The sequence below is a fragment of the Desulforamulus reducens MI-1 genome (assembly GCF_000016165.1).
Taxonomy (GTDB): Bacteria; Bacillota; Desulfotomaculia; order Desulfotomaculales; family Desulfotomaculaceae; genus Desulfotomaculum; species Desulfotomaculum reducens.
The window spans coordinates 2,831,469-2,852,303 of sequence record NC_009253.1 but is presented as its reverse complement, the minus strand read 5'-3'; the positions used below and the strand labels follow the sequence as shown (position 1 = coordinate 2,852,303).

Below are 20,835 nucleotides of genomic sequence, written 5' to 3'. Positions count from 1 at the left end.
TGAATCCGTGAGTAACCCATTTAGTAACCATATCCCTCAGTATTTATGGGAAATTTTGTATTGCCGTCTTGCGATACAACAATTCAATAATTCACTTAAACGTATTAGGGCTAAATTTGGCAACAACAAACAATCACTTCTTTTAGTGCAAAGTTTTATCGTTCTGTGGATATTTCTATCTTGCTAAACACACAGAGTAAGCTTGTTTAAATGTTTCAAACCAGGGACTGTGCTTTCCAAATCGTAATTTCTTCTTTCTTGCATGTGAAACTAACCGTGATGCCAACGTGATTAAGTTCTGAATCACCGTCCTAATCCTACGGCGTTCTGCCTGCTTTCGCAAGGGCACATGCTGCATTCTAGTTGTTGATTGTCCTATCATGCGCAACAGATTGTAGGCCACTACTCCAAAATGTAGTATTAGGTTGTTAGTGTCAAATTTGCCAGAGGGCAGTCTTTCTAAATCCAGGTCTGTCTTAAGTTCGCTGTGAAACTGCTCACTGGTGCCATGTTCGTGGTATAGTCTTTCGATTACATGTGGAGGGTCTGGCAATGAGGTCCAATAGGTTTCTGCCTCCACCTGGGGTACGAGAAATATCTGGCCATCTTTACCAAAGGTTCTTTCGGTAATTTTGTAAACTACCCTGATTTCTCTTTTCAGCTCCTTTTTGTATTTCATCATGGAACCATAGTAGACTTTTTTACCTTCACGTTCCTGGCAGTAAATATCTTTATTGTTCTTTGCCAATAGTAGCCACCCTTCAGGGGTTTCTTTGCGAAGGTTTCGCTTAATAATGAAATCAGCCTTAGTATCATCATTTAAGCAAATTTCAATATTACTAGCGCTGTCATTGCCTGAGTCCATCCTTAAAAGCAAAGGCAACTGGGTAATTTTTCGGGCATAGCGAATGCTTTCAGCAACGAATTCTGAGGTGTTCTTTTGGCAATGTTCACTCCCTTGGCGTAGCTCAGTATTTACGCAATAACCTTCCTTTGCTAGATATGCAAAGATGGGAGCGTAACCATCGGTGCCTTTGTAGGTGCGGGAGACCCCTTCTTTTTTGGTGTTGGAGTTATCAAAGGGAGACACATCAATATCTAGTGGAAGATAAGCTCTATTTTCTTTACACAGGTACGCTGGGGTTAGTGGTGCATTTGTTTTTTTGATTAGCCCCGCAGATTCTTCCAACAGGATATTATTCCATTGCTTATCTTTAGCAACCATATCTAATCGTTGGCGAAGGGTTGGGCTTGACGGTGTCTCTTTGATGTTTAACGAGATTGCAAAGAAATTATCTTCTCGAAAGGGTTCAATGTGGTCAAAATCACTCTTGCCTTGGCATAACAAGCCAATGTAGGCAATACCAACACTTCCATTAGAAATATGGGGTTTCTTTTGTTCAGCAGACATTGTATTGTTCAGTCGTGTTTTTATCTTGGTATTAGTCAGTAAGGCTCCAATAAGAGCTAAGCCCGAATGGGTGGTTAGCTCTTCGTCACCTTGTTCAATTTCAAAGATAGTGAGCCTATCATCGTCTCTGTTTTTGGTTTTGATTTTCTTGTTTCTTATCTTTTTCATGTTGCACCCCTGAGGTGAAGATTAGAAATATCGATTAGATGTATATTTCTACATATTCCTTCATTTCCCTATAAATTATGGGGTGAGACAGAAAATTACTTTACGGATTCAGGTTTTATTCAAAGCTTCCGGCAGTATCTACGATATGGTTAATGGCATCCTGAAACCTCTTGGATTTACCCTTTTCTAGGGGTGGGATAGTATGGCAGTATTTTTCTCTAAAATTGTGGTTTTGTTTTCTGTAGGTACTATCTTTTACTACCTAACTAAGACCTTTGATAATTTTGTAGCTCGAATAATTAAAATATGTCTTTGGGTGGCGGCTTTGAATATGTTTTTTAACTCGGAAGTTTATGAGAAGTTCTGTTATGTGATGAATCTTTTAATGAAGTTGATTGAGCACTGTATTAAGCTGATTGAGTTTATTGTTCCGGGGATATAAGGAGGGTTATAAATGGCTGACGTGCAACTGCAAGCCAAGGAAGCACTAAAAACTCTGCTAACTAGTGATGATAAAGTTATTGCAATGCTCTATGAAAAACACCAAGACTTTAACCAGGAGTATTTTGAGGGCGAATTATCTTTTCCTCTAATCTCTTTTGAGAAAATGAATACTAAGACACTGGCTACTTATACAGCAGGCAAGAACCGGCTGAGGCTGGAAAACCATATCCGGTTTAATATAGAACTTATCAATCTTAATGAGGATCAAGAAGAGGCCATATGTGAAGTCCTGAAGCATGAGATGATCCACCAGTGGCAAGACGAATGCTTATACACCGGTGAGAAAAAGCCTAAGAACTGGCACAACAAAGATTTTAAAGCTAAGGCTGAGGAGTTAGGCGTACTAGTGCAGGGTACTAATTGCCCAATTAAGATGCCGGAAGGCAATGTAAAGAACCACTCCTACCGGTATGTGTGTGGCTGCAGGGATGAGCAGAATAAGACCCTGGTGATTCGTACTCCGTTTCCTCTGGAGGCTAAGTGTAAGAGGTGTGGGGAAGAATTTAAAATATTTGAGTAATGTCCGTTATGCCCGTTAGATACGGGCTATATTTTTGTTCGTTTTAAGGTTCGGAATCTGTGCCCCCGTTGTTCCCCTGGTTTATTTATTTATTTTTTGTTTGTTTTTTATTCGTTTCATTGTTTAATTAAGATTTATTCATTCGTTAGTTGATTCGCTATTATGGACGTTGGTTAATTGAACAGTGAATAAAAGTTATGGGGGATGGCTTGTAAACCAAGGGGTGGAGAGGGGGAAAAGAATAAGAGAGATAGGGGGTGTTAGTAGTATGGTTGGCAGAATATAGAAGATGGTTTATTTAATAAATAAGAAAAAATATCCATAATAAATATAATGTAAATAATTTAACGTTTGCAAATGGTTTGCAAAAAATAAAACTCCGAGGCTTTAAAAACCTCGGAGTGCTTGATTTTACTGGCGTCCCAGAAGGGATTCGAACCCCTGACCTACGGATTAGAAGTCCGTTGTATTTCTTGCAAAGAAATAATAGGCATATAATCTTTGGGTCATATATTTCAGTGCTTTATATTTTGCAATATTTGTTTCCTAGTAGGAAATGTTTAGATAAATAAAAAAACCGTTTAGATGGTTTGAATACTTTTGTTCCCTTTTTGTTCCCCGTGTTCCCCGAAGCCGGCCCTGATTAAATTGTCCGTTTCCGTCTTTACATCTACCTCTAAATGCTGATAAATCCCTTTAAGAACTTTGATGTCATGGCCAAGGCGCATCGCTGCATATTGGTCCGGGATCCCTTGCTTATATAGCCAGGTAGCATGATAGTGGCGTAAATCATGGAATCGGATAGGGGGGAGGTTCTTTTCATCTATCAATTTACCAAAGTATGTGCTGTAACTGTCTGGCCGCATTAAAAAGATTCTACTCTGAATTTCCCTTAGTTCTTCCAGAAATTCTTCTTTTTGTTCCTCGGGTATTTCTTCGATTGTTTTACTGTCGTATTTCTTTAACAGCACCCTGATCCATTTCCTAAGGGCTTTTTTGCTCTCAGGAACCTTGCCTTTCTTGCCTGTGTCTGGTGTGGCCTGCTCCATCCTGTAATCTTTAAGAATTGCCATAAGGGGCTGCGGGACAACTACACTCCTTAGTCCGTTGTCTGACTTGGGCTTTTTATCAACATAACCATCCTCAGATATTGCCATGTTTTCATCTACTCTGATGGTTCCCTTTTCCCAGCTAACATCGTCCCACTTAAGACCAAATATCTCGCCTAGGCGAAGGCCACACCAGGCAGCCAGCAGTACAATTGGCTCATCCCTGGTACCTCTTACGGCATCATGGATTTTTTCAAATTCCTTCTCTGAAAGCACATACGGTTTATACTTTTCGGCCTTTGGTACTTCAATGTCAGTACAAGGGCTCTTTTGTTTAAGAGCATCATATAGCATTTTCCGTAGTACAAGGATATGCTTTCTTACTGTTGTTGAAGAAAGGTCTTTTAGTTTATCATTAATGTATTTCTTAACGTGTAGCTCTTTAATCTGCCCTAGCTTGAAACTACCAAAGGCAGGCTTGAAGTGTGTTTCAACATACATCTTATAACTCATATAAGTTGAGGGTGACAATGAGTTTTTGTTTAGCTCCAGCCAGTTATCAAACCAAGCAGATGCCCTTGTGTTATCCATGTTAGTATATCTGCGTTCTTCAATCTCCTGTTCCAGGTCTCGGGCTAGCTTTTTGACTTCTTTTTCGGAATCACAGGTAATTTTCTTTTTTAACTGCTTTCCATTGGCGTCCCTGCCAATAAAGACGGTAGCCTGGAAGCGGCCGCTAGGTAATTTTTTAATGCTTGCCAAAGGCTATCACCTCACTTTAAATTTAACGGAAGTTACTTTCCCCAGAATAGTAATATCTTTTTTATCTTTCTTTGATAACACTTTATCCGGAATGGTAGGATTTTCGGAGTGTAAAACAATAGAGTTGTCCATCATGTAAAGCCTTTTTAATGTGATAGCCCCGTCTATAACTACTGCGGCTATTTCCCCGTTTTCTACCGTTGATTGTTTACTTATATACGCAATGTCGCCTTCAAAAATTCTAGCGTTAATCATACTGTTATCCTGAACCAAAAAAGAAAGATCAATTTCTTCACTGCTGGATACAACTTCGTATCCGTCAATTTCGTTGTCGGCATAATTGGCCGATTTAATAAAAGGGATTGTTTTTGCTTTCGGGGCTTGTCCATCAAGCCATTTGTCTACGTCATATCCCATCAGCCATGCTGGATTAACCTGAAAATGTTTAGCCAACAATTCAATGGTGTTTCGCTTTGGTTCCATTTTCGCGTTTACATATTTTGAAATTGTCCCAGGTGTGAGAAAAACTGCTTCAGCTAATGAATACGTATTGTAATTAGAATTTTCCATCAATTCTTTTAACCTTTCTGAGAATTTTAAAATATCAAACGTGGTTTCAACCATTTCTAAACACCTCATACTTACTAATCTAATATTTGTTATTATAAATCTAAATGTTTCCCTTGGCAATAAAAAGTATACATTTTAACTAAAAAATATTTCGTTAGGCATTGACAGGGTTTATTTTTTTATGTACCATCAGTTTATAAATATTTCCTGACGAAACAAATTTAGGAGGTGGGTCAATGAAAAAAACAAAAAAACGATATCATGAGCTAAAAGCCTTAAAAGGAAAGATGAGAAGTGAGGGGCAAACCACAAGAACTATGGCAGATTTTTTAAATATAGCCCCGAACACTTTCAGTCTTAAAATTAATGGTATTTCAGAGTTCACTTGTTCTGAAATAGGTGCAGTATGCAAGTTTTTAGGAATTAAACCAGAGGCTATAGTTAAATATTTTTTTCCCTCTATGTTTCGTGAAGAAACAAGAACTGACAAAGGAGCCTAACATAAAATTAGTGGCCCTGGGTGGCCACTAATAAAAAACACTTTTTACCGGAAGCAAACACCTGTCTACCCTATGTTATGCAATACCTATCAAGGTTATACCGAGTTTAACAGAAAGGAGTACGCATGAACGTAAAAACCGAGATTTGGAACGGGCACAAAATCCGTTTTGTTGAAAAAGAACCCGGTGACTGGTGGGCTGTAGCGGCTGATATTGCCAAAGCCCTGGAGTACAGACGAATTGACAGTATGTTACGTAAGCTTAAGCCTAGTCAAAAGGATACTCACTTAATGAGTACCCTTGGCGGACAGCAAGAAGTATCCATCATCTCAGAAACCGGAATTTACAAGGTTATCACACGTTCCAGGAAAAAGGAAGCAGAGCAATTTGAGGACTGGATCTTCACAGTCATTAAAACCCTACGCCAAGCATCCGGCTTAGAAGGATTCCAGATATTCAGGATGCTGGACAAAGAGCACCAGCGGGAAGCCATGAGTCGCCTAAAGGCCGGTTTAGTAAAACCAGTAAGGGTGGATTTTATTAAGGCCAACACTATCGCTAATAAGGCAGTATCATCCATCCATGGGTATCCGAAGATGCTTAAGAAGGGTGATATGTCTCCGGATATGCTAATCCAGCGCCAGCAGATTTTAGATGACACTGTTAATCTTATGAACGTTAATCAAAATTTCGGTTTAGGTTTATCGGTTAGTAAGGCAGTTTACAGCAAGTATCGGTACTAGAGAGGCAGGTGACTAGCTTGAAGAAAAACCCAGGCCGAAAAGAACGGCGTCAATTAGCCCGACAGAACCGCAGGGCTGAAGGAAGGTAAAAGGCAGCTCTAAACGAGCGCAAGCCTAAACCATTAAAAGGAGGTGTAGAAAATGATGCAGAGTGCCACACAACAATGTAACCCAATTGAAGCACTGGAGCAGGCTAAAACAATGGCTGAACAGTTTCTTGCAGTATATCCGGTTTTGGCGCCAGCGTTAGATGGACAAGCCCCTATTAGTGAGCCAACAACGGTTGAAAGACCGGTTGCCAGTATTGATGACCAGATCACTCAATTGCTTTGGGATATAGGCATCCCGTCTCACGTGCAAGGTTATCACTACGCCAGGTCAGCTATCAAGCTAATTATAGAAAACAGAACGATGAAGTTCGAAGCAACTAAAAAGCTTTACCCTGCGGTTGCGACAGAGTTTAATACCACTCCAAGCAGTAGAAAGATCAATAAGGCATGCCATAGCGATAGCTGAAGCTAAATGCAACGACTATTTTGACAAGTACTTTGATCAACCAACTAATATGCAATTCCTTAGTTGGTGTGTAGAACTCCTAAAGCTACAGAAATAAAAAAGAGCCCTACAAAAGGGCCACAAAAAATCTCTTACCCATTAACTTACCATCAACACTACATAAGGTCAAGTCTGGCGGTAGCCGATGTCGCTAAATAAAAATAATCGGAGGTTACCAAATGTTAGATATAAAATCCTGTCCCGTGTGCTGGGGAACTAATCTTGATGCTACCGTGATTGGCCAAAATGATGTAACTGTTATCTGTCATGACTGTGGCCAAATCTTTGAAGTAAAGACCACCGGCTCAATCCCCATTAAGGACGGTGAATCTAATGCGTAAAGGTTTAACCAGTTTCTATGGAACCGTTAAGGATTTCCGGTTATGGCTACAGCAAAGATCGTATTAACTCCACAATGTATCTGTGGTCGAGATATGATTTTTCACCAGAACCGCAAAGAAAGTAATTGTCCAAACTGTGGTGTGAAATGGCATCGCGATAGCAGTGGATTTTGGGCCTTTGGGCTTACGGTAACTACTTTTACGCCTAAAGAAAAGTGGTTAAAGAAATGGAAATAACTGAGTTACTTGCTCGGGCCCGGTCCATCGAGATTAACATATCTCCCAGGGACGGTCAAATCAACATATCGATGCCATGGGATATTAATTCCGTCCCGGATCCGGCCAAGGAGATCCTAAGAGAAATCAAAAAGAATCGGTCGCAGTTAATGGGCTACTTTGCTCTAAATAGCAATCCTGTTGATATTAAGTTGCTTATTAATGCACTAAAGCTGCAGGGTGTCAGAATTGCGCCAGACAATAATACGGGTTTCAAGATGTTTATTACTAAGGATGCCCCAGGGCGGTGCAATGGTACTGCAATTAAGTTGATCAATCTGCTAAATTACCACAGACATATGGTTATAGATTACCTTGCAGTTCAGGGTGAAAAACAACAGCCTGGATGAATTGAGGTGGTTCCTGCACTGCAGGGATGCTATGACGCTGGTCATTGCCTTGGCAACTGCGACCGGTACCCGGTAGCTATGAGTGATATGTGGTTATGTCGTGAAAGGTTGAGTGTTAAATGAAATGTGCATTAAACGGTCAGGAGTGCCTTAACTGCACTCCTGATTGCGAACTGGTCAAAGACGATCTTGAGGAGGACACCGAATGAAACTTTATGAGCTTACTGGTACGTTTAACGAGATTTTTAATCTTCTAAACGATGAAGATGTAGACCTTCAGGTATTGGAGAATACCCTGCAATCTATCGAAGAAGCCTTTGAGGTTAAGGTGGGTGGAGTGGCAAAAATAATTAAATCTCTCGAAGTTTCAGGTGAGGGATTTGAACGCGAGGCAAAACGTCTGGCTGACAAGAAAAAGGCAACGGAAAATCGCATTAAGTGGCTCAAAGATTATCTGCTTCGGGCGCTAGAGACAACCGCTAAGGATAAGGTACAGACCGATATCGGCACTGTCCGTAGGCAGAAAAACCCTGCCAGTGTCAATGTCCTAGATGCCTCATTACTTCCGTTTAAATACCTGGTTATTTCGCCACCTCCGCCGCCTGCTGTGGATAAGAAAGCAATATTAGACGATATAAAGCGTGGGGCTGAAGTTCCCGGTGCTGAGATCCACCAGGGTTATCACATTCGGATTCAGTGAGGTGGGCTAATTGAAGAGTATTGCAGCGAAACTAGTCCAAGTGGCTAAAGCCTGCGAATATGTACAAAAAGATTCTACCAATAAGGAGCAAAAATATAAGTATGTTTCAGCTGCCGCTATTCTTGGCAAAGTTAACGATGCCCTGGTGCAGGCCAATATGGCTAGTGTGCCGGAGTTTTCAATCCTGTCAGAAAAAGAAAAATCCACTTCCCGGGGTGGCGTATGGCAGCTTGTAACCGTTCAGTGCAAGTTAACCATCATTGATGCCGATTCCGGCGAATCAGTAACCGTCACCAGTTTGGGTACCGGTACAGATCCGGGTGACAAGGCAGTCGCTAAGGCCCAAACCATGGCCCTTAAGTACGCTTGGTTGACAGCTTTGAATATTGAAACCGGGGATAATCCCGAAGCCGACAGTAATACTGATAAAACCGAATTCACCAACCAAGGGCAACAACCAGCAGTAGCCCCCTTACCAAACACACCCAGAGTGCAGGAGCTTGTCGGCCTCTGGCATCAACTAGGATGGGATGTGAATTCCCTGCCAAATTATCTGCAACAGCGTTACCATAAACCAGCTAACCAACTAACAGACCCAGAGTTGGCAACCATGGTCAGCGAAGCACAAGGATACTTACAACAAAGGATGGTGTAAATATGAACTCTGTCAACATTATTGGTCGCTTAACCCGTGACCCAGAACTAAGATATACCCAGAATGGTAAAGCGGTAACCAATATGTCTATCGCTGTACAGAGATATGGCAATAAGGATGAGGCTGATTTTTTTGACTGCACTGCTTTTGAAAAGACCGCTGAAACAATTGCCAATAACTTAACTAAGGGCCGTGAGGTTGGTGTTTCCGGCCGCTTACAGCAAGAACGCTGGGATGACCAACAAACAGGTCAGAAACGTTCCGCAGTAAAAATTATGGTTAATTCAATTACCTTTATTGGGCCAAAACAGGATAATCAACAGCAATCACCTAACCAGCCACCTGCTCAACAGCAACAATACCAGGGGCCACCTCAGGGATACCAGCAGCAGGGTTTCCAACAACCACCTGGTTATATTCCGCCTTCTCAGGGAGGATACCCACTACCACAAGGATACCCTGGACAAATGCCACCACAAGGGCCGCCGCCAGGGCAGTACAGCCAGCAACCCGGACAGTATCAGCAACAACCACCAGGATATCAACAAACACCTGCTGGGCCACCTAATGGTCAGCCTCCCCAGGGACAGATTGATTTCCAGTTCCAGGGTCAGGGGCAAGGACAGCAACCTCCGGCTAACGGGTTCCAGGGCAATATTGACGATATCCCCTTTTAAACCATGTTCAAGTTAAGACCATATCAAGAATTACTCATTGAAGGCGTCCGGGATGAATTTCGTTCCGGACGCCGTAAAACCTGTATAGTTGCTCCCTGTGGTGCTGGAAAGACGGTAATTATGGCGTGGATGGCCGCACAATCCGCCACCCGTGGACAGTCCGTACTATTTGCTGTCCACCGTCAGGAGCTTATAGACCAGTCAAGTGAAACATTTACAGCCATGGGTATACAGCATGGGATTATCGCCCCAGGGTGTTCGGCTACCGGGGACCAGATCCAGATTGGTAGCATTTTCACTGTCGCCAGGAGGCTAGATCGTATCAATCCGCCAAATGTGATAATTTTCGACGAAAGCCACCACGCCAAGGCAAATACATGGGTCAAGCTAATGGAGGCATTTCCTCAAGCCTTTGTTATTGGTTTAACTGCCACGCCGGCCAGGACAAACGGCGACGGCATGGGAGATATCTTCGAATCACTGGTGCTGGGGCCGTCTGTGAAACAGTTAATTGAGTGGGGTAACCTAACCCCTTACAAATACTTTGCCCCGCCCGTAAAGGCAAATCTGGACGGCTTGCGGGTGAAGTATGGGGACTACATTAAGTCAGATATCACCCTTGCTATGGACAGATCAGAGATCATCGGGGATGCTATCGAGCAGTATAAAAAACTGACTGATGGCAAGCGGGCCATCGCTTACTGTGTGAGTCGTGCTCACTCTGAGCACACTGCAGAAATGTTTCGTGCTGCTGGGATACCAGCTCAGCACATAGATGGGGAAACAGAGCAGGGAGTACGGAAGGCGGCTATTGACCAGTTTCGCACCGGTAATATTAAGGTGCTGTGTAACGTTGACTTAATTTCCGAGGGGTTTGATGTTCCGGCTATGGAGGCGGTATTGCTGCTTAGGCCTACCCAGTCTCTGACGCTGCATATTCAACAATCTATGCGCCCTATGCGTCCAGATAAGGATAACCCTGATAAGGTGGCCATTATTATTGACCACGTGGGGAACTGTTACCGTCATGGTCTACCGGATGAGGACCGGTCGTGGTCTCTCGAAGGAAAAAAGAAAAACAGCACCGGTCCCAGGGAAGTCTCCCTAAGGCAGTGCCCAAAATGTTACGCAGCCCACCGACCTGCACCTGTCTGTCCGCTGTGTGGTTATCAATACGCACCAACTGAGCGGGCAGAACCTGATAAACGCCAGGGTGAGCTGGTTAAGGTTGACGAGATTGAACGCCAGAGAAAGAAACAAGAGATTAGGCAGGCTAGAAACATAACTGACTTAGAAGAAATTGCGCTCCGTCGGGGTTATAAACTTGGATGGATTAATAAGATGGCTGAACTTAAGAGGATACCGAATGGAGGGACAAAATGAAAGAATCTGATATTCAAAATCAAATTAGGATTTGCGTATCTCAGCAAGGGCTGGGCATCCTGTTTCGTGCCAACGTGGGCGAAGGCTGGACCGGCGAAAAAATCGTGAAAAACCTAGACGGCAGCATCACTATCCATAATCCGCGTCGATTAAAAACAGGTCTGCCGGTTGGTTTCTCTGATTTGTTTGGAGTTACCGAGAATGGTAAGGCCGTATTCGTCGAGGTGAAATCAGCGACCGGTCGCCTCCGTCAGGAACAAGAGAATTTCCTAAAACGTATGCGTCAGATGGGGGCCTATGCTGGTGTAGCCCGTTCCCCAGAGGATGCGGAGCGGATATTCCGTGTGGCTGAAGTGAGGTGAGGTGATTATGCGTAACCTCAAGATTAATGGTGATAATTGTTTACTACCTTATCAAGTCGGCGGTAACGAGTTTAACGGTTATGCTAGCCCCGAAAATTTAAAAGAGTACACCTTAAGTCAGGAAGAACTGGCAGAGATTCATAAAAAATATGGCCCTCCCGGTCAGAAACCGAAAAAAGAGAACTTCTTTGTGTCGGCAAAGCGGAGTGTTCCTTTAATCGGTGCCAGATAGTTAGTGCGCAGTAGCTAAATGTAGCGAAGTAAATGGGAGGTTATATTTATGGCTAAAAAAGAATTTACAGGCGAAGTAAGCATAGTTGCTAAACTTACTTTTTGCATTGAAGCAGATAGTAAGGAGGAGGCTATTAGAAAGCTGTTTGACGCAAATTGTCCTATAAGTCTGGTTGATGACGATGACAACCCTGTGTGTGAAATAATTGAACAGGAATGGCACATGGTTGACGAAGCTAGACAAGGCAATGTTCAGGAACCGGATTTAGTTGATTTTAGTATCGAGGAAGAATAATTCGCATTTCAACCATTAAACGCACCATCAATTAATTAACTATCAAAGGAGGGAGGAAACTACTTGAATTCGATATACGATTTTCTGTCCTCCCTGTACGGATATTTTGATGACGGTAGTGTCCTGTACTTATGGACACTACCGGATAAACAAACACACCCATTTACCGCAGATGCATTAACAGATATGGCAGCTACAGCTGAAAGGTTAGCTCCTATTCATGATGTTTATTTTGGGGTTGGTTCACTATCTCAACCATTAGGTCCCTATGAGCGGGCTAAAAATGATTATGTTATGGCAATCCCGGGTCTGTGGGTTGATATCGATATTAAGCATCCTGTGCATAAGATCCAGGAGTTACCGCCGGATATGGCTTCAGCAATGGATTTACTACAGAACAATATACCTCCATCTATGATTGTCTGGAGTGGGTATGGTATTCACGTGTATTGGTTATTCCGTGAGCCCTGGGAGTTGGATTCACCGGAGGAACGAGCCAGTGCTACCGAATTACTCAGATCAATTCAGGGTTCTGTAAAACATGCTGCCAGTCAGCGGGGGTGGAAGATAGATCCTACTGCGGATTTAGCCAGAGTGCTCAGGCTACCCGGGACACTAAACAGGAAAATTCCGGACAATCCCGTCCAGGCGCTGGTTATTGAGAGATCAGATGCCCGTTATAACCCGTCTGACATCGCAGACCTATTACCACCGGTACCGGTTGTCACCGGACAAATCCGGACAGAGAAGTTTGAACGCCGCCCAACGGATGGCCCAGCGGAATTGATGCTTAGGAACTGCCGTTTTTTACAGCACTGTCAATTAAATGCCGCCAGTATTAGCTACGCTGAATGGCTGGCAGCCCTGACGAATATTGTTAGGGCAAACGATGGCATCGATGCAGCACACAAGGTATCTGCCCTAGATCAGGCTCGGTACCAGGCAAAGGATACCGATAAAAAGATAGACGAAGCCTTAAACATGATGAATCCCCAAAACTGCGAGTATATTCGTTCCGTTATCGGGTTCCCTGGGTGCCCTCAGGGGGGCTGTGGAGTGCAGGCCCCTTGTGGATGGAGCTTATCTAAGGTTGGACAGGCTAGGGCTGTTGTACGTGGAATACCGGCTCCCACTCCGGATACAGTATTAACTTCAGAGGTATTAGGAGCACTGGCGGTGCTGAAGAAAGATGACCAGTTAGAATACACCAGATTCAAAGCCACCTGTAAGGGGCGTGTTAACCTGAACGACCTCGAGAAACAAGTTAAGCAACATAGCCGCCAGGTGCGTCAAGATAGCCACCTTCATGTGGTCCAGGATGGGGAAAAGCCCGGCACTAGGATGCTCAGTAATACTGTCCCTAATATTCCGGTTGATCTAGCCTTACCAACTAACTTTAAGTTTGAGCAAGGCGGAGTATTGTTTATTCGCCGGACTCAGAATGATGACATTATGGCCTATAAGGCTGTTGGGTCTCCGGCCATCGTATCTGAGCGGGTATTTAACGTAGACCTTCAGACCGAAAAACTAGAATTGTGTTACCAGTACCTGAACGGGTGGCGCAAATTATTGTTTACCCGTTCCACGGTAATGGATTCACGTAAGATAATGCGTCTGGCTGACTTTGGTGTGGCCATATCCTCAGAGTCGGCAAAGTATGCGGTAAAGTGGTTTGATTCTCTGCTGGATGCTAACCAGGACCGAATACCAGTTACTCAAGCAGTGTCAAAACTTGGCTGGCGGGGTGACCGTGAATTCATCCTACCAAACTTTAATCCGAAGTATCGAATCGACATTGATGACGATGGCAGCCAGCGTACCATGTCTGGTTTTACTGTAATAGGCGACCGGTCGGAATGGGTCTCCAGGATGCAGTACCTAAGGCAATCACCAAAGGCACGATTTATCCTGTCGGCCAGCTTTGCGGCTCCCTTGCTTCGTATCCTGGGGCAGCGTAACTTTATTGTCCATAACTGGGGTGGTAGCCAAGACGGTAAAACAGCCACCCTATGGGCTGCCATGTCTGTATGGGGTAACCCGGATAAACTTATAGGAACCTTTGATACCACTTCCACAGCGATGGAGCGGAAGGCTGCCCTGCACTCTGATCTTCCCCTAGCCATTAATGAACGCGAGGTATTAAGCCAGAATCGTAAGAATGATATTAATCCGCTGCTGTATGTACTGGGTGAGGGTCGTGGACGTGGCCGGGGAACAAAGACCGGTCTCCAAGATATGGCCACATGGAGAACCGTGGTCATGTCAACAGGAGAAGGTACACTCTCTAATGCCGGATCCTTTGATGGGGTCATGACTAGGGTGCTAGAGATCAGTGACGGACCCTTGGCCCATGATCGGGAATTTGCCCGTTCTCTGTATTATGTGCTTCCAAAGCATCATGGCCATGCTGGACCAGAATTCCTTCACCAGCTACTAGCTGCTGATTTTGGAACCATATTTACCGCTTATCGTGAATTTCAGACGGCCTTTAGGGCCAGTTTCCCGGATCGGATAGATTCCCATATTGATGCCGTGGCTTGTGTGGCTACAGCCGACTACCTAGCGTCTGCCTGGGTGTTTGGCGAGCCTTGGGAGCAGGCTAAGGCCGGTGCTATGGCCACAGGAATGCACATACTAGCGGGGCTGGTCACAAAAACAGAAGCAAGCGAATCCGGTCGTGCATGGGAAGCGTTCGTTGACTGGTTGGCGGAAAATCAGGATCGGTTAAAAGAACGAGCCGTTGGGCCACGGTTAGGATACATTGAAAAAGCTGCTAACCCTTTTGATAATGGTGGGATTTTTGTAATTCGGAGTGTTGTTGATCAGTTTCTAACAGAACGTTTTTCAAGTAGCCGGAAGATTATTCGTGAGTGGGCTACTGAGGGGAAGATTGAGTCTTATAACCATGGTGGTAAGACAAGATATGATGCTCCAAGTAAGGCATTGGAGGGCGGTTTTAGGGCCAGGGTGATAAAACTAAAAGAATTTAATCTTTGCACTTGTACCACTAATAGTGGTACAGAATAGGTTAGTGGTACAGGTAGTGGTACAGAGGCGAAGCCTTGAATGGTAAGGGTTGAAGGGTATTTATATATATAATGTACCACTGTACCACTAAATATTATATATCTCTATAGGAAATATACCCTACCCCTTAAAGGTAAGGTATAAGGGGGGTATAAAAAAGATATTACACCCTTCGGAAATTAGTGGTACAGAGATACAAGTGACCTGAACACCAGTAAAATCAAGGCCTGACGGGTTTGGATCTTGTACCACTATTAGTGGTACAGAAATTATCAACATTCTATCCAAATTATCCACAAGTAAAGGGGGCTATTCGATGGATATCAATATAGCTGGTATGACAAAAACAGAAAAGCAGCTGCTGAATAACTTGCTGCAGAAATATGGAGCCAATGAAGTTCTGGAGTGCAGCAAAAAAGTCCTTGAAATAGAACGAATGGAGCGGGATTATCAGTTTTCATATGCCTTTCCAGCGGTAAAGTTTGTAGCCAGCAACAGTGTACCAAAACAATTATTCCATATAGTTAGTGAACTGATTGAGGTAGCCAATGCAACTCAAGAAAATCAAAATCGTACTGATGAGGAAATGGCTGACTTGCTTCATTCCTGTGAAACTTACTTCCGGATCCGGGAGAGGGAAGGGGTAGACGTTCGGCATATTTTCTTAAAGGTTATCAAAAAGAATATTGTCAGGGATTATTACTTGGAGGATTAAGCATGGCAACACTCTGTGAAACATGCGCTAAGGCAGTTCCCCAACTTTGTCAGTGGATCAATAAAGGTGATAGAACTGGCTTAGAATATAAATCTAAAAATTCACCTTATGGCGATAAAAAAACCTATGAGGTAGTAATTGTAATCAGTTGCCCAAGATATAAGCCAGGGCCTTTGCCATCTATTGGAATGACGGAATGGAGGTGATCCTAAGGTGGGCAAATCAAAAGTAGATATTCAAGCAATAGCACGAGCTGCAGCCAAGGAAGCCTTGAAAGAGCATAAAGAAGAAGAACGGCAACGTGTTAAAAGAATCCGGTATCAGAATACGGAGATGCTTCTTAAAAATTACCTAAACCTTATGGACCACTACGAAAACGCCAAGGATAGGGCATCGGATATCATGGATCTTGATGACCTTGACTTGGACGAGGTTATTGTAAAAGCGATCAAGCGAAGCCGGACCAGAACGGTGATAATGATCACCTTGATTGAAACTTGTCTGGAAATTCTGAAGCTAAGAATGTCTGCCAAAGGCCAGACTGAAAAGTATGAGGTTATTAATAGCTTATATCTTGATAAGGCAAGAAGGGATATTCAGTTTGGTGAATTAGTCAAGACAGTAGCTGAAGAATTACACTGCAGCGAGCCTTCGGTACGTCGATGGAAAAACGAAATGGTTAACGAATTAAGCATACTAATATTCGGTGTAGATGGCCTGAGGCTAGACATTTAAAGGACTGAAACCTTTGATTGAACCGTGATTAAAAGTTGATTTTTACATGATTATTCAAACGTGGTAAAATGGTACTGTAAAATATTGTGTTCAAAAGAACCGTCCAAATGAGGGCGGTTTTTCTATTTTAAATCGGTAAATGTTGGTATAATGTGTGGTGTGAGGTGATAGTATTGGATAACCTTCTTGCCTATATTATTTTACTAGCGCCAGGTCTTATTATCATGCTAATTAATGAGCGAGTTGGGTCGCATCCATCCGCAAAATATACCAATACAGAAAAATTAGTAATGTCAGTATTGTTCACTCTGCCAGTGCTGATAGGCAATATGCTTTTACTATATCTAAAAACAGGGATAGCTAACGTACCACAACTCCAGGAAGAAATAAAAGGACTAAGTGGTCTAATATTATTTACCATTTCTAGTATTTTATTTTCAATCTTTTTTTGCTATTTATGGCATGGGTATATTAAAGAAAATTTTGTGGTTGAATTAATAAACAAAATTAGAAGAGATAAAGATAAATGTGACTTAAATGAAGGTAACCTAGTGTGGGAAGATGCATTCCATGGTAGAAAAGGACTAGCAGTAAGAGTTATCTTAAAAGATGCTAAGGTGTATGGAAGTCCAACTAATATGTCAGAAAACATTTCTGATGAGAGATGTCTGTTGCTAGCTGATTCAGAAATAGTAAAGGACATTGTAGAAAATCACAATGTCCCCGTCCGTGAAACTTATGTTGATACGAAGTCAGGTGTGGCTGTAGAAATATACGATTCTGAGAAATTTTTAGCTGAGTATAATAAAAAGCATTCTCAAAATGCTATTTATTCTGATTAGTGCTGTTGCTACTGTTACTATTATTTGATGATGTATTTGATGAGTTAGAACAAATACTTGGTCTTACTGCTGATCTATTCTCACTCACTATTGATGCCCTAATTGCACTATCAGTTACTGCAACTGGTTTACCTTGGTTGCTTGACATATGGCTTTTCTCCTTAACACTTATTTCTGAGGTTTTGTACCAGGTTTAGGGACAATGCTTGGTTTGGTAGCTGAGTTTTGACCATTAGGTTTACTAGAACCGGTTGGTCTAACCGGACCTTTGGACAAAGAATAGCCCTCCTTTCTGTCGATGATAGTCGCAACTAATCTCTTTGACAGCATTGGAGGGTTTTCCTTCTGTATTTAATTTAAAGATTAATTATTTAAATAAATTAACTTGTAAGTTATGTCGCAATTTGTTTAGAGGTATTAGCCTCCTTTTGCCGAATAGTGGTGGTGGAAGGAGTTTTGGTTGGTTATGGAATGGAATTGGAATATATTTGGTTCGTTAGGGCAATGGGCAGGCGCGACAGCAACGCTACTCGCTGTAATAACTGCTCTAAACCAGCGCAAACCCAAAATTAAGATTAGAGTACGTAAAGATGGACAATATTTATGTGATCCAAAAACACTGAAACCTATAAAACATTGTGGGAGTACCATAGTTATAATAACAAACATAGGTATGCTCCCAGTTGATATAATCAGTGTTGGTTATAGATTCCCGCACGCATTTTACACTACTAGTGAGGACAGATTAAAGTCCTTGCCAAAACATTTAGGACCTGGAGAACATATTGCTATAGAATTTGATTTAAGTTCTAATAAATATGCTGAAACCATAGATAAACTAAAAATTTTTTATGCTTTAGATAGTAGTGGTGAAGAGTATTATCAGCAAGCAAGTCCATATGAAAAAATATTAAGAAGTTTGTGGTGGCATGTATGTAAATATCTACCCAAATATTATAAACACATAAATAGATAATAAGAGCCTCCGGGCTCTTTTCTTTTTGCCTTCTGAAAGGTGACAGTTATGAACATACATAACCAGGATGAAGTTGGACGTTGGGTGCAAGACTTTATCGATAATAACAATCCCCATGGGTTTTATACTTCTAGCCCTTGGCTTAATGTAAGGTTTGAAGTATTACAGGAATTTAAGTTTGAATGTCAACATTGCAAGGCTAGAGGATTCTACAAGAAGGCTGACACTGTACACCACGTTCAATACGTTAAAAAGTATCCGCGTTTAGCTTTGAGTAAGACGTACATTGACAATGAGGGAAATGTAAAATTAAATCTCGTTCCGCTTTGCCATGGTTGTCATGAGCATGTACATGATTATAGGAGAAGGGTTAAGAAGAAACCTTTGACTCCAGAGAGGTGGTAAGACACCCCCCGGTTGAAATAAAACGTATTTTAATTTGAGGGGGCTTGACTCGGCAGGGTGGTCGACAAAAGAGATTTTTTCAATTTTCACGTGATGGGGGGTGGTATGACGTGGCCAGAAAAACTGAAATTAAAAAAGATCTTAAAAACCAGCTCGAAAGAAACGGGGTCTATGGCAGTCATTACCTTGACCTCATTAACGACTACATGAGTCTCTGGGAAATTAAGAATAGACTTATCAAGGATATCAAGACTCGGGGGGTATCGGTTGAGTGGAATAATGGTGGCGGTCAAAAGGGGTTTAAGAAAAACGACTCCATTGCCGAACTCAACAAGACTAACGCTCAGATGCTGAAAATCCTAAACGAGCTAGGGTTGAAAGCCAACAGCTCAGGATCGGGCGATGATGACGATGAGGAAATGTAACTATCATCCTTACATCGATGCATACATGGATACGATCCGGTCTGGTGGTGTCCCGGCTAGTAAAGACTTACTGCAGGCTATGGACTATGTTGAATTTAAGCTTAGCGATCCTGACGTGTTTATCGATACCGAAAAGATTGACAAAGCTATCGAGCTTATGGAGCGGTATTTTGAAGTTAAACTGCTTGACTGGGAATTATTCGTTACAGCTCTAATTCACTGCTACTACAAGTCAAATGATACGGTAGTATTCAGCACCATCTTTATTATGATGGGGCGTGGCAATGGCAAGAATGGGTTTATCTCACCAGTCGCATGGTATCTAACAACCCACTATCATGGGGTAAAAGGTTACAATATAGACATCGTTGCTAACGCTGAGGACCAGGCCAAAACATCATTCAATGATGTATATGAAGTACTCGAAAGAACCTGGAAAAAATCGAAGAAGTTTTTTTACAAGTCTAAGGAAGTTATCGTAAATACCAAGACAAATTCCTACATTAAGTTCAATACATCTAATGCCAAAACAAAAGACAGTAAGCGTACCGGCTGCCTGATCTTTGACGAGGTTCACGGGTACGAAACATACGATAACATCAAGGTATTTACCTCCGGCTTTGGAAAGCGCAAGCATTCCAGAGCTTTTTATATTACTACGAATGGTAATGTTCGTGAGGGCGTTCTTGATGACATGCTAGCTATTGCTGCTGATATACTCAACGGGACAATTAAGGACTTGGGGTGGCTACCTTTAATCTACAGAATTGACAGTGAGGAAGAGGCACTTGACCCGAATATGTGGCATAAGGCGAATCCTTCTCTGAGGTTTTTCCCGGAACTTCAAAAGGAAATGCAAAATGAATTTATCGAGATGAAGTACAAGCCTGCCATAGAGGAGGAATTCTACACCAAGCGGCTTAACTGGCCGAGGCAAAACCGGGAAATTATTGTCACCGAATGGGATAATATCAAGGCAACAAATAAACCACTTCCGGATTTATCCTACAGGACATGCGTCGCTGGAATAGACTACTCCAAAATAACTGACTTCGCAAGTGTGAACCTTCATTTCCGTGAGGGAGATATTCGGTATGACATCAACCATTCGTGGCTTTGCTTAAATTCAGCCGACCTTCCAAGGCTGAAAATACCCTGGCGAGAATGGGCCCAGCAGGGGTATCTTACCCTGGTCGATGATGTGGAAATATCCCCAGACCTGATCGTTAACTGGCTTGCCGAGAAGGCTACGAAATATAACATAATCAAGTTGGCGTTAGATAACTTTCGCTATGCCCTGCTAGCTACTAGCCTAAAGCGAATTGGCTTTGATGCTAAAGATAATAAAAATGTTAAACTTGTTCGTCCATCCGATATCATGGCGATTGTGCCGGTGATTGATAGCTGCTTTGCGAACCAAAATTTTGTGTGGGGAGATAACCCACCACTGCGATGGGCCACGAATAATACAAAGAAAATTGCCTCTGGGAAAAAGCAGGGGACTGACACTGGGAACTTTTACTATGGCAAGATTGAGGCTAAGAGCCGAAAGACAGACCCATTCATGGCTTTGGTAGCTGCCATGACTATTGAAAGTGAACTGGGTGACGGTTATTGCGGTGAGACACCTGATGTTGGTGTGTATGTTTACTAGAGAG

General features: G+C 42.6%; 26 protein-coding genes. 23 read left to right on the top strand and 3 right to left on the bottom strand.

Annotated elements, in window-relative coordinates; all coding sequences use genetic code 11:
• Positions 1 to 175: 175 nt before the first annotated feature.
• The gene (locus DRED_RS14060) at positions 176 to 1,579 is read right to left on the bottom strand and encodes an IS1380-like element ISDre4 family transposase (protein WP_011878936.1); all 1,404 of its coding nucleotides are present in this window, start codon (positions 1,577 to 1,579) and stop codon (positions 176 to 178) included.
• A 202-nt stretch (positions 1,580 to 1,781) separates the two neighbouring features.
• On the opposite strand from DRED_RS14060, the gene DRED_RS14055 reads away from it, so the two are divergent.
• Positions 1,782 to 2,021: a hypothetical protein gene (locus DRED_RS14055; RefSeq protein ID WP_011878935.1), complete on the top strand. Its 240-nt coding sequence runs from the start codon at positions 1,782 to 1,784 to the stop codon at positions 2,019 to 2,021.
• A gap of 12 nt (positions 2,022 to 2,033) precedes the next feature.
• On the top strand, positions 2,034 to 2,603 hold the full coding sequence (locus DRED_RS14050; RefSeq protein ID WP_011878934.1) for a SprT family zinc-dependent metalloprotease: 570 nt from the start codon (positions 2,034 to 2,036) through the stop codon (positions 2,601 to 2,603).
• 581 nt (positions 2,604 to 3,184) lie between these two features.
• On the opposite strand, the gene DRED_RS14040 is transcribed toward DRED_RS14050, so the two are convergent.
• Entirely contained in the window at positions 3,185 to 4,414 is a 1,230-nt protein-coding gene (locus tag DRED_RS14040) for a tyrosine-type recombinase/integrase (RefSeq protein ID WP_011878933.1), read from the bottom strand.
• A 6-nt stretch (positions 4,415 to 4,420) separates the two neighbouring features.
• Positions 4,421 to 5,038, bottom strand: a complete 618-nt coding sequence (locus DRED_RS14035) for a LexA family protein (RefSeq protein WP_011878932.1) — start codon at positions 5,036 to 5,038, stop codon at positions 4,421 to 4,423.
• Between the two features lie 182 nt (positions 5,039 to 5,220).
• Here DRED_RS14035 and DRED_RS14030 point away from each other — a divergent pair, with 182 nt between their 5' ends.
• From DRED_RS14030 to DRED_RS13930, 21 genes are all read left to right on the top strand, one after another.
• The gene (locus DRED_RS14030; protein ID WP_011878931.1) at positions 5,221 to 5,484 is read left to right on the top strand and encodes a helix-turn-helix domain-containing protein; all 264 of its coding nucleotides are present in this window, start codon (positions 5,221 to 5,223) and stop codon (positions 5,482 to 5,484) included.
• Positions 5,485 to 5,609: 125 nt separating this feature from the next.
• Positions 5,610 to 6,227, top strand: coding sequence for a phage repressor protein (locus tag DRED_RS14025; protein WP_011878930.1), 618 nt, complete (start codon positions 5,610 to 5,612; stop codon positions 6,225 to 6,227).
• Between the two features lie 141 nt (positions 6,228 to 6,368).
• Positions 6,369 to 6,743 (top strand): sporulation initiation factor Spo0A C-terminal domain-containing protein, encoded by a 375-nt coding sequence (locus tag DRED_RS14020; RefSeq protein ID WP_011878929.1) that lies wholly within the window; start codon positions 6,369 to 6,371, stop codon positions 6,741 to 6,743.
• Between the two features lie 218 nt (positions 6,744 to 6,961).
• Positions 6,962 to 7,123 (top strand): hypothetical protein, encoded by a 162-nt coding sequence (locus tag DRED_RS18850; protein WP_156779669.1) that lies wholly within the window; start codon positions 6,962 to 6,964, stop codon positions 7,121 to 7,123.
• A 42-nt stretch (positions 7,124 to 7,165) separates the two neighbouring features.
• Positions 7,166 to 7,360, top strand: coding sequence for a hypothetical protein (locus tag DRED_RS14015; RefSeq protein ID WP_041274648.1), 195 nt, complete (start codon positions 7,166 to 7,168; stop codon positions 7,358 to 7,360).
• Positions 7,351 to 7,749 carry a hypothetical protein gene (locus DRED_RS14010; RefSeq protein ID WP_041274647.1) on the top strand — a complete coding sequence of 133 codons (399 nt, stop codon included), beginning with the start codon at positions 7,351 to 7,353 and terminating at the stop codon, positions 7,747 to 7,749. Before DRED_RS14015 ends, DRED_RS14010 begins: the two co-directional genes overlap by 10 nt.
• 205 nt (positions 7,750 to 7,954) lie before the next feature.
• Positions 7,955 to 8,449, top strand: a complete 495-nt coding sequence (locus DRED_RS14005; protein ID WP_011878927.1) for a siphovirus Gp157 family protein — start codon at positions 7,955 to 7,957, stop codon at positions 8,447 to 8,449.
• 10 nt (positions 8,450 to 8,459) lie between these two features.
• Complete coding sequence (locus tag DRED_RS14000; protein WP_011878926.1) at positions 8,460 to 9,104, top strand: ERF family protein; 645 nt, start codon at positions 8,460 to 8,462, stop codon at positions 9,102 to 9,104.
• 2 nt (positions 9,105 to 9,106) lie between these two features.
• Positions 9,107 to 9,781 carry a single-stranded DNA-binding protein gene (locus DRED_RS17970; RefSeq protein WP_011878925.1) on the top strand — a complete coding sequence of 225 codons (675 nt, stop codon included), beginning with the start codon at positions 9,107 to 9,109 and terminating at the stop codon, positions 9,779 to 9,781.
• Positions 9,782 to 9,784: 3 nt separating this feature from the next.
• Positions 9,785 to 11,164 (top strand): DEAD/DEAH box helicase, encoded by a 1,380-nt coding sequence (locus DRED_RS13990; RefSeq protein WP_011878924.1) that lies wholly within the window; start codon positions 9,785 to 9,787, stop codon positions 11,162 to 11,164.
• Entirely contained in the window at positions 11,161 to 11,526 is a 366-nt protein-coding gene (locus tag DRED_RS13985) for a VRR-NUC domain-containing protein (protein ID WP_011878923.1), read from the top strand. Before DRED_RS13990 ends, DRED_RS13985 begins: the two co-directional genes overlap by 4 nt.
• Positions 11,527 to 11,533: 7 nt before the next feature.
• A complete protein-coding gene (locus tag DRED_RS13980; RefSeq protein ID WP_041274646.1) occupies positions 11,534 to 11,758 on the top strand; it encodes a hypothetical protein in 225 nt (74 codons plus the stop codon).
• Between the two features lie 48 nt (positions 11,759 to 11,806).
• Complete coding sequence (locus tag DRED_RS13975; protein WP_011878922.1) at positions 11,807 to 12,052, top strand: hypothetical protein; 246 nt, start codon at positions 11,807 to 11,809, stop codon at positions 12,050 to 12,052.
• 63 nt (positions 12,053 to 12,115) lie between these two features.
• Positions 12,116 to 15,079 (top strand): DUF927 domain-containing protein, encoded by a 2,964-nt coding sequence (locus tag DRED_RS13970; protein ID WP_011878921.1) that lies wholly within the window; start codon positions 12,116 to 12,118, stop codon positions 15,077 to 15,079.
• A gap of 316 nt (positions 15,080 to 15,395) precedes the next feature.
• Positions 15,396 to 15,794: a MazG nucleotide pyrophosphohydrolase domain-containing protein gene (locus tag DRED_RS13965; protein ID WP_011878920.1), complete on the top strand. Its 399-nt coding sequence runs from the start codon at positions 15,396 to 15,398 to the stop codon at positions 15,792 to 15,794.
• A gap of 213 nt (positions 15,795 to 16,007) precedes the next feature.
• Entirely contained in the window at positions 16,008 to 16,529 is a 522-nt protein-coding gene (locus tag DRED_RS13955) for a hypothetical protein (protein WP_011878919.1), read from the top strand.
• 173 nt (positions 16,530 to 16,702) lie between these two features.
• Entirely contained in the window at positions 16,703 to 17,371 is a 669-nt protein-coding gene (locus DRED_RS13950) for a DUF6338 family protein (protein WP_011878918.1), read from the top strand.
• 466 nt (positions 17,372 to 17,837) lie between these two features.
• Complete coding sequence (locus DRED_RS13945; protein WP_041274644.1) at positions 17,838 to 18,347, top strand: hypothetical protein; 510 nt, start codon at positions 17,838 to 17,840, stop codon at positions 18,345 to 18,347.
• Positions 18,348 to 18,395: 48 nt separating this feature from the next.
• Positions 18,396 to 18,752, top strand: coding sequence for an HNH endonuclease (locus DRED_RS13940; RefSeq protein WP_041274643.1), 357 nt, complete (start codon positions 18,396 to 18,398; stop codon positions 18,750 to 18,752).
• Between the two features lie 110 nt (positions 18,753 to 18,862).
• Positions 18,863 to 19,177 carry a P27 family phage terminase small subunit gene (locus DRED_RS13935; RefSeq protein ID WP_011878916.1) on the top strand — a complete coding sequence of 105 codons (315 nt, stop codon included), beginning with the start codon at positions 18,863 to 18,865 and terminating at the stop codon, positions 19,175 to 19,177.
• Between the two features lie 79 nt (positions 19,178 to 19,256).
• Positions 19,257 to 20,831 carry a terminase TerL endonuclease subunit gene (locus DRED_RS13930; RefSeq protein ID WP_238442530.1) on the top strand — a complete coding sequence of 525 codons (1,575 nt, stop codon included), beginning with the start codon at positions 19,257 to 19,259 and terminating at the stop codon, positions 20,829 to 20,831.
• Positions 20,832 to 20,835 lie beyond the last annotated feature (4 nt).

Excerpts from the sequence above, each read along its gene's own strand:
- DRED_RS14020 (WP_011878929.1), top strand. The coding sequence starts at position 6,369 with ATGATGCAGAGTGCCACACAACAATGTAACCCAATTGAAGCACTGGAG.
- DRED_RS14060 (WP_011878936.1), bottom strand. The coding sequence starts at position 1,579 with ATGAAAAAGATAAGAAACAAGAAAATCAAAACCAAAAACAGAGACGAT.
- DRED_RS14015 (WP_041274648.1), top strand. The coding sequence starts at position 7,166 with ATGGCTACAGCAAAGATCGTATTAACTCCACAATGTATCTGTGGTCGA.
- DRED_RS14025 (WP_011878930.1), top strand. The coding sequence starts at position 5,610 with ATGAACGTAAAAACCGAGATTTGGAACGGGCACAAAATCCGTTTTGTT.
- DRED_RS13985 (WP_011878923.1), top strand. The coding sequence starts at position 11,161 with ATGAAAGAATCTGATATTCAAAATCAAATTAGGATTTGCGTATCTCAG.
- DRED_RS14010 (WP_041274647.1), top strand. The coding sequence starts at position 7,351 with ATGGAAATAACTGAGTTACTTGCTCGGGCCCGGTCCATCGAGATTAAC.
- DRED_RS13940 (WP_041274643.1), top strand. The coding sequence starts at position 18,396 with ATGAACATACATAACCAGGATGAAGTTGGACGTTGGGTGCAAGACTTT.
- DRED_RS13945 (WP_041274644.1), top strand. The coding sequence starts at position 17,838 with ATGGAATGGAATTGGAATATATTTGGTTCGTTAGGGCAATGGGCAGGC.
- DRED_RS14055 (WP_011878935.1), top strand. The coding sequence starts at position 1,782 with ATGGCAGTATTTTTCTCTAAAATTGTGGTTTTGTTTTCTGTAGGTACT.
- DRED_RS13975 (WP_011878922.1), top strand. The coding sequence starts at position 11,807 with ATGGCTAAAAAAGAATTTACAGGCGAAGTAAGCATAGTTGCTAAACTT.
- DRED_RS13930 (WP_238442530.1), top strand. The coding sequence starts at position 19,257 with ATGGACTATGTTGAATTTAAGCTTAGCGATCCTGACGTGTTTATCGAT.
- DRED_RS18850 (WP_156779669.1), top strand. The coding sequence starts at position 6,962 with ATGTTAGATATAAAATCCTGTCCCGTGTGCTGGGGAACTAATCTTGAT.
- DRED_RS14050 (WP_011878934.1), top strand. The coding sequence starts at position 2,034 with ATGGCTGACGTGCAACTGCAAGCCAAGGAAGCACTAAAAACTCTGCTA.
- DRED_RS13980 (WP_041274646.1), top strand. The coding sequence starts at position 11,534 with ATGCGTAACCTCAAGATTAATGGTGATAATTGTTTACTACCTTATCAA.
- DRED_RS13990 (WP_011878924.1), top strand. The coding sequence starts at position 9,785 with ATGTTCAAGTTAAGACCATATCAAGAATTACTCATTGAAGGCGTCCGG.
- DRED_RS13965 (WP_011878920.1), top strand. The coding sequence starts at position 15,396 with ATGGATATCAATATAGCTGGTATGACAAAAACAGAAAAGCAGCTGCTG.
- DRED_RS14030 (WP_011878931.1), top strand. The coding sequence starts at position 5,221 with ATGAAAAAAACAAAAAAACGATATCATGAGCTAAAAGCCTTAAAAGGA.
- DRED_RS14005 (WP_011878927.1), top strand. The coding sequence starts at position 7,955 with ATGAAACTTTATGAGCTTACTGGTACGTTTAACGAGATTTTTAATCTT.
- DRED_RS14035 (WP_011878932.1), bottom strand. The coding sequence starts at position 5,038 with ATGGTTGAAACCACGTTTGATATTTTAAAATTCTCAGAAAGGTTAAAA.
- DRED_RS17970 (WP_011878925.1), top strand. The coding sequence starts at position 9,107 with ATGAACTCTGTCAACATTATTGGTCGCTTAACCCGTGACCCAGAACTA.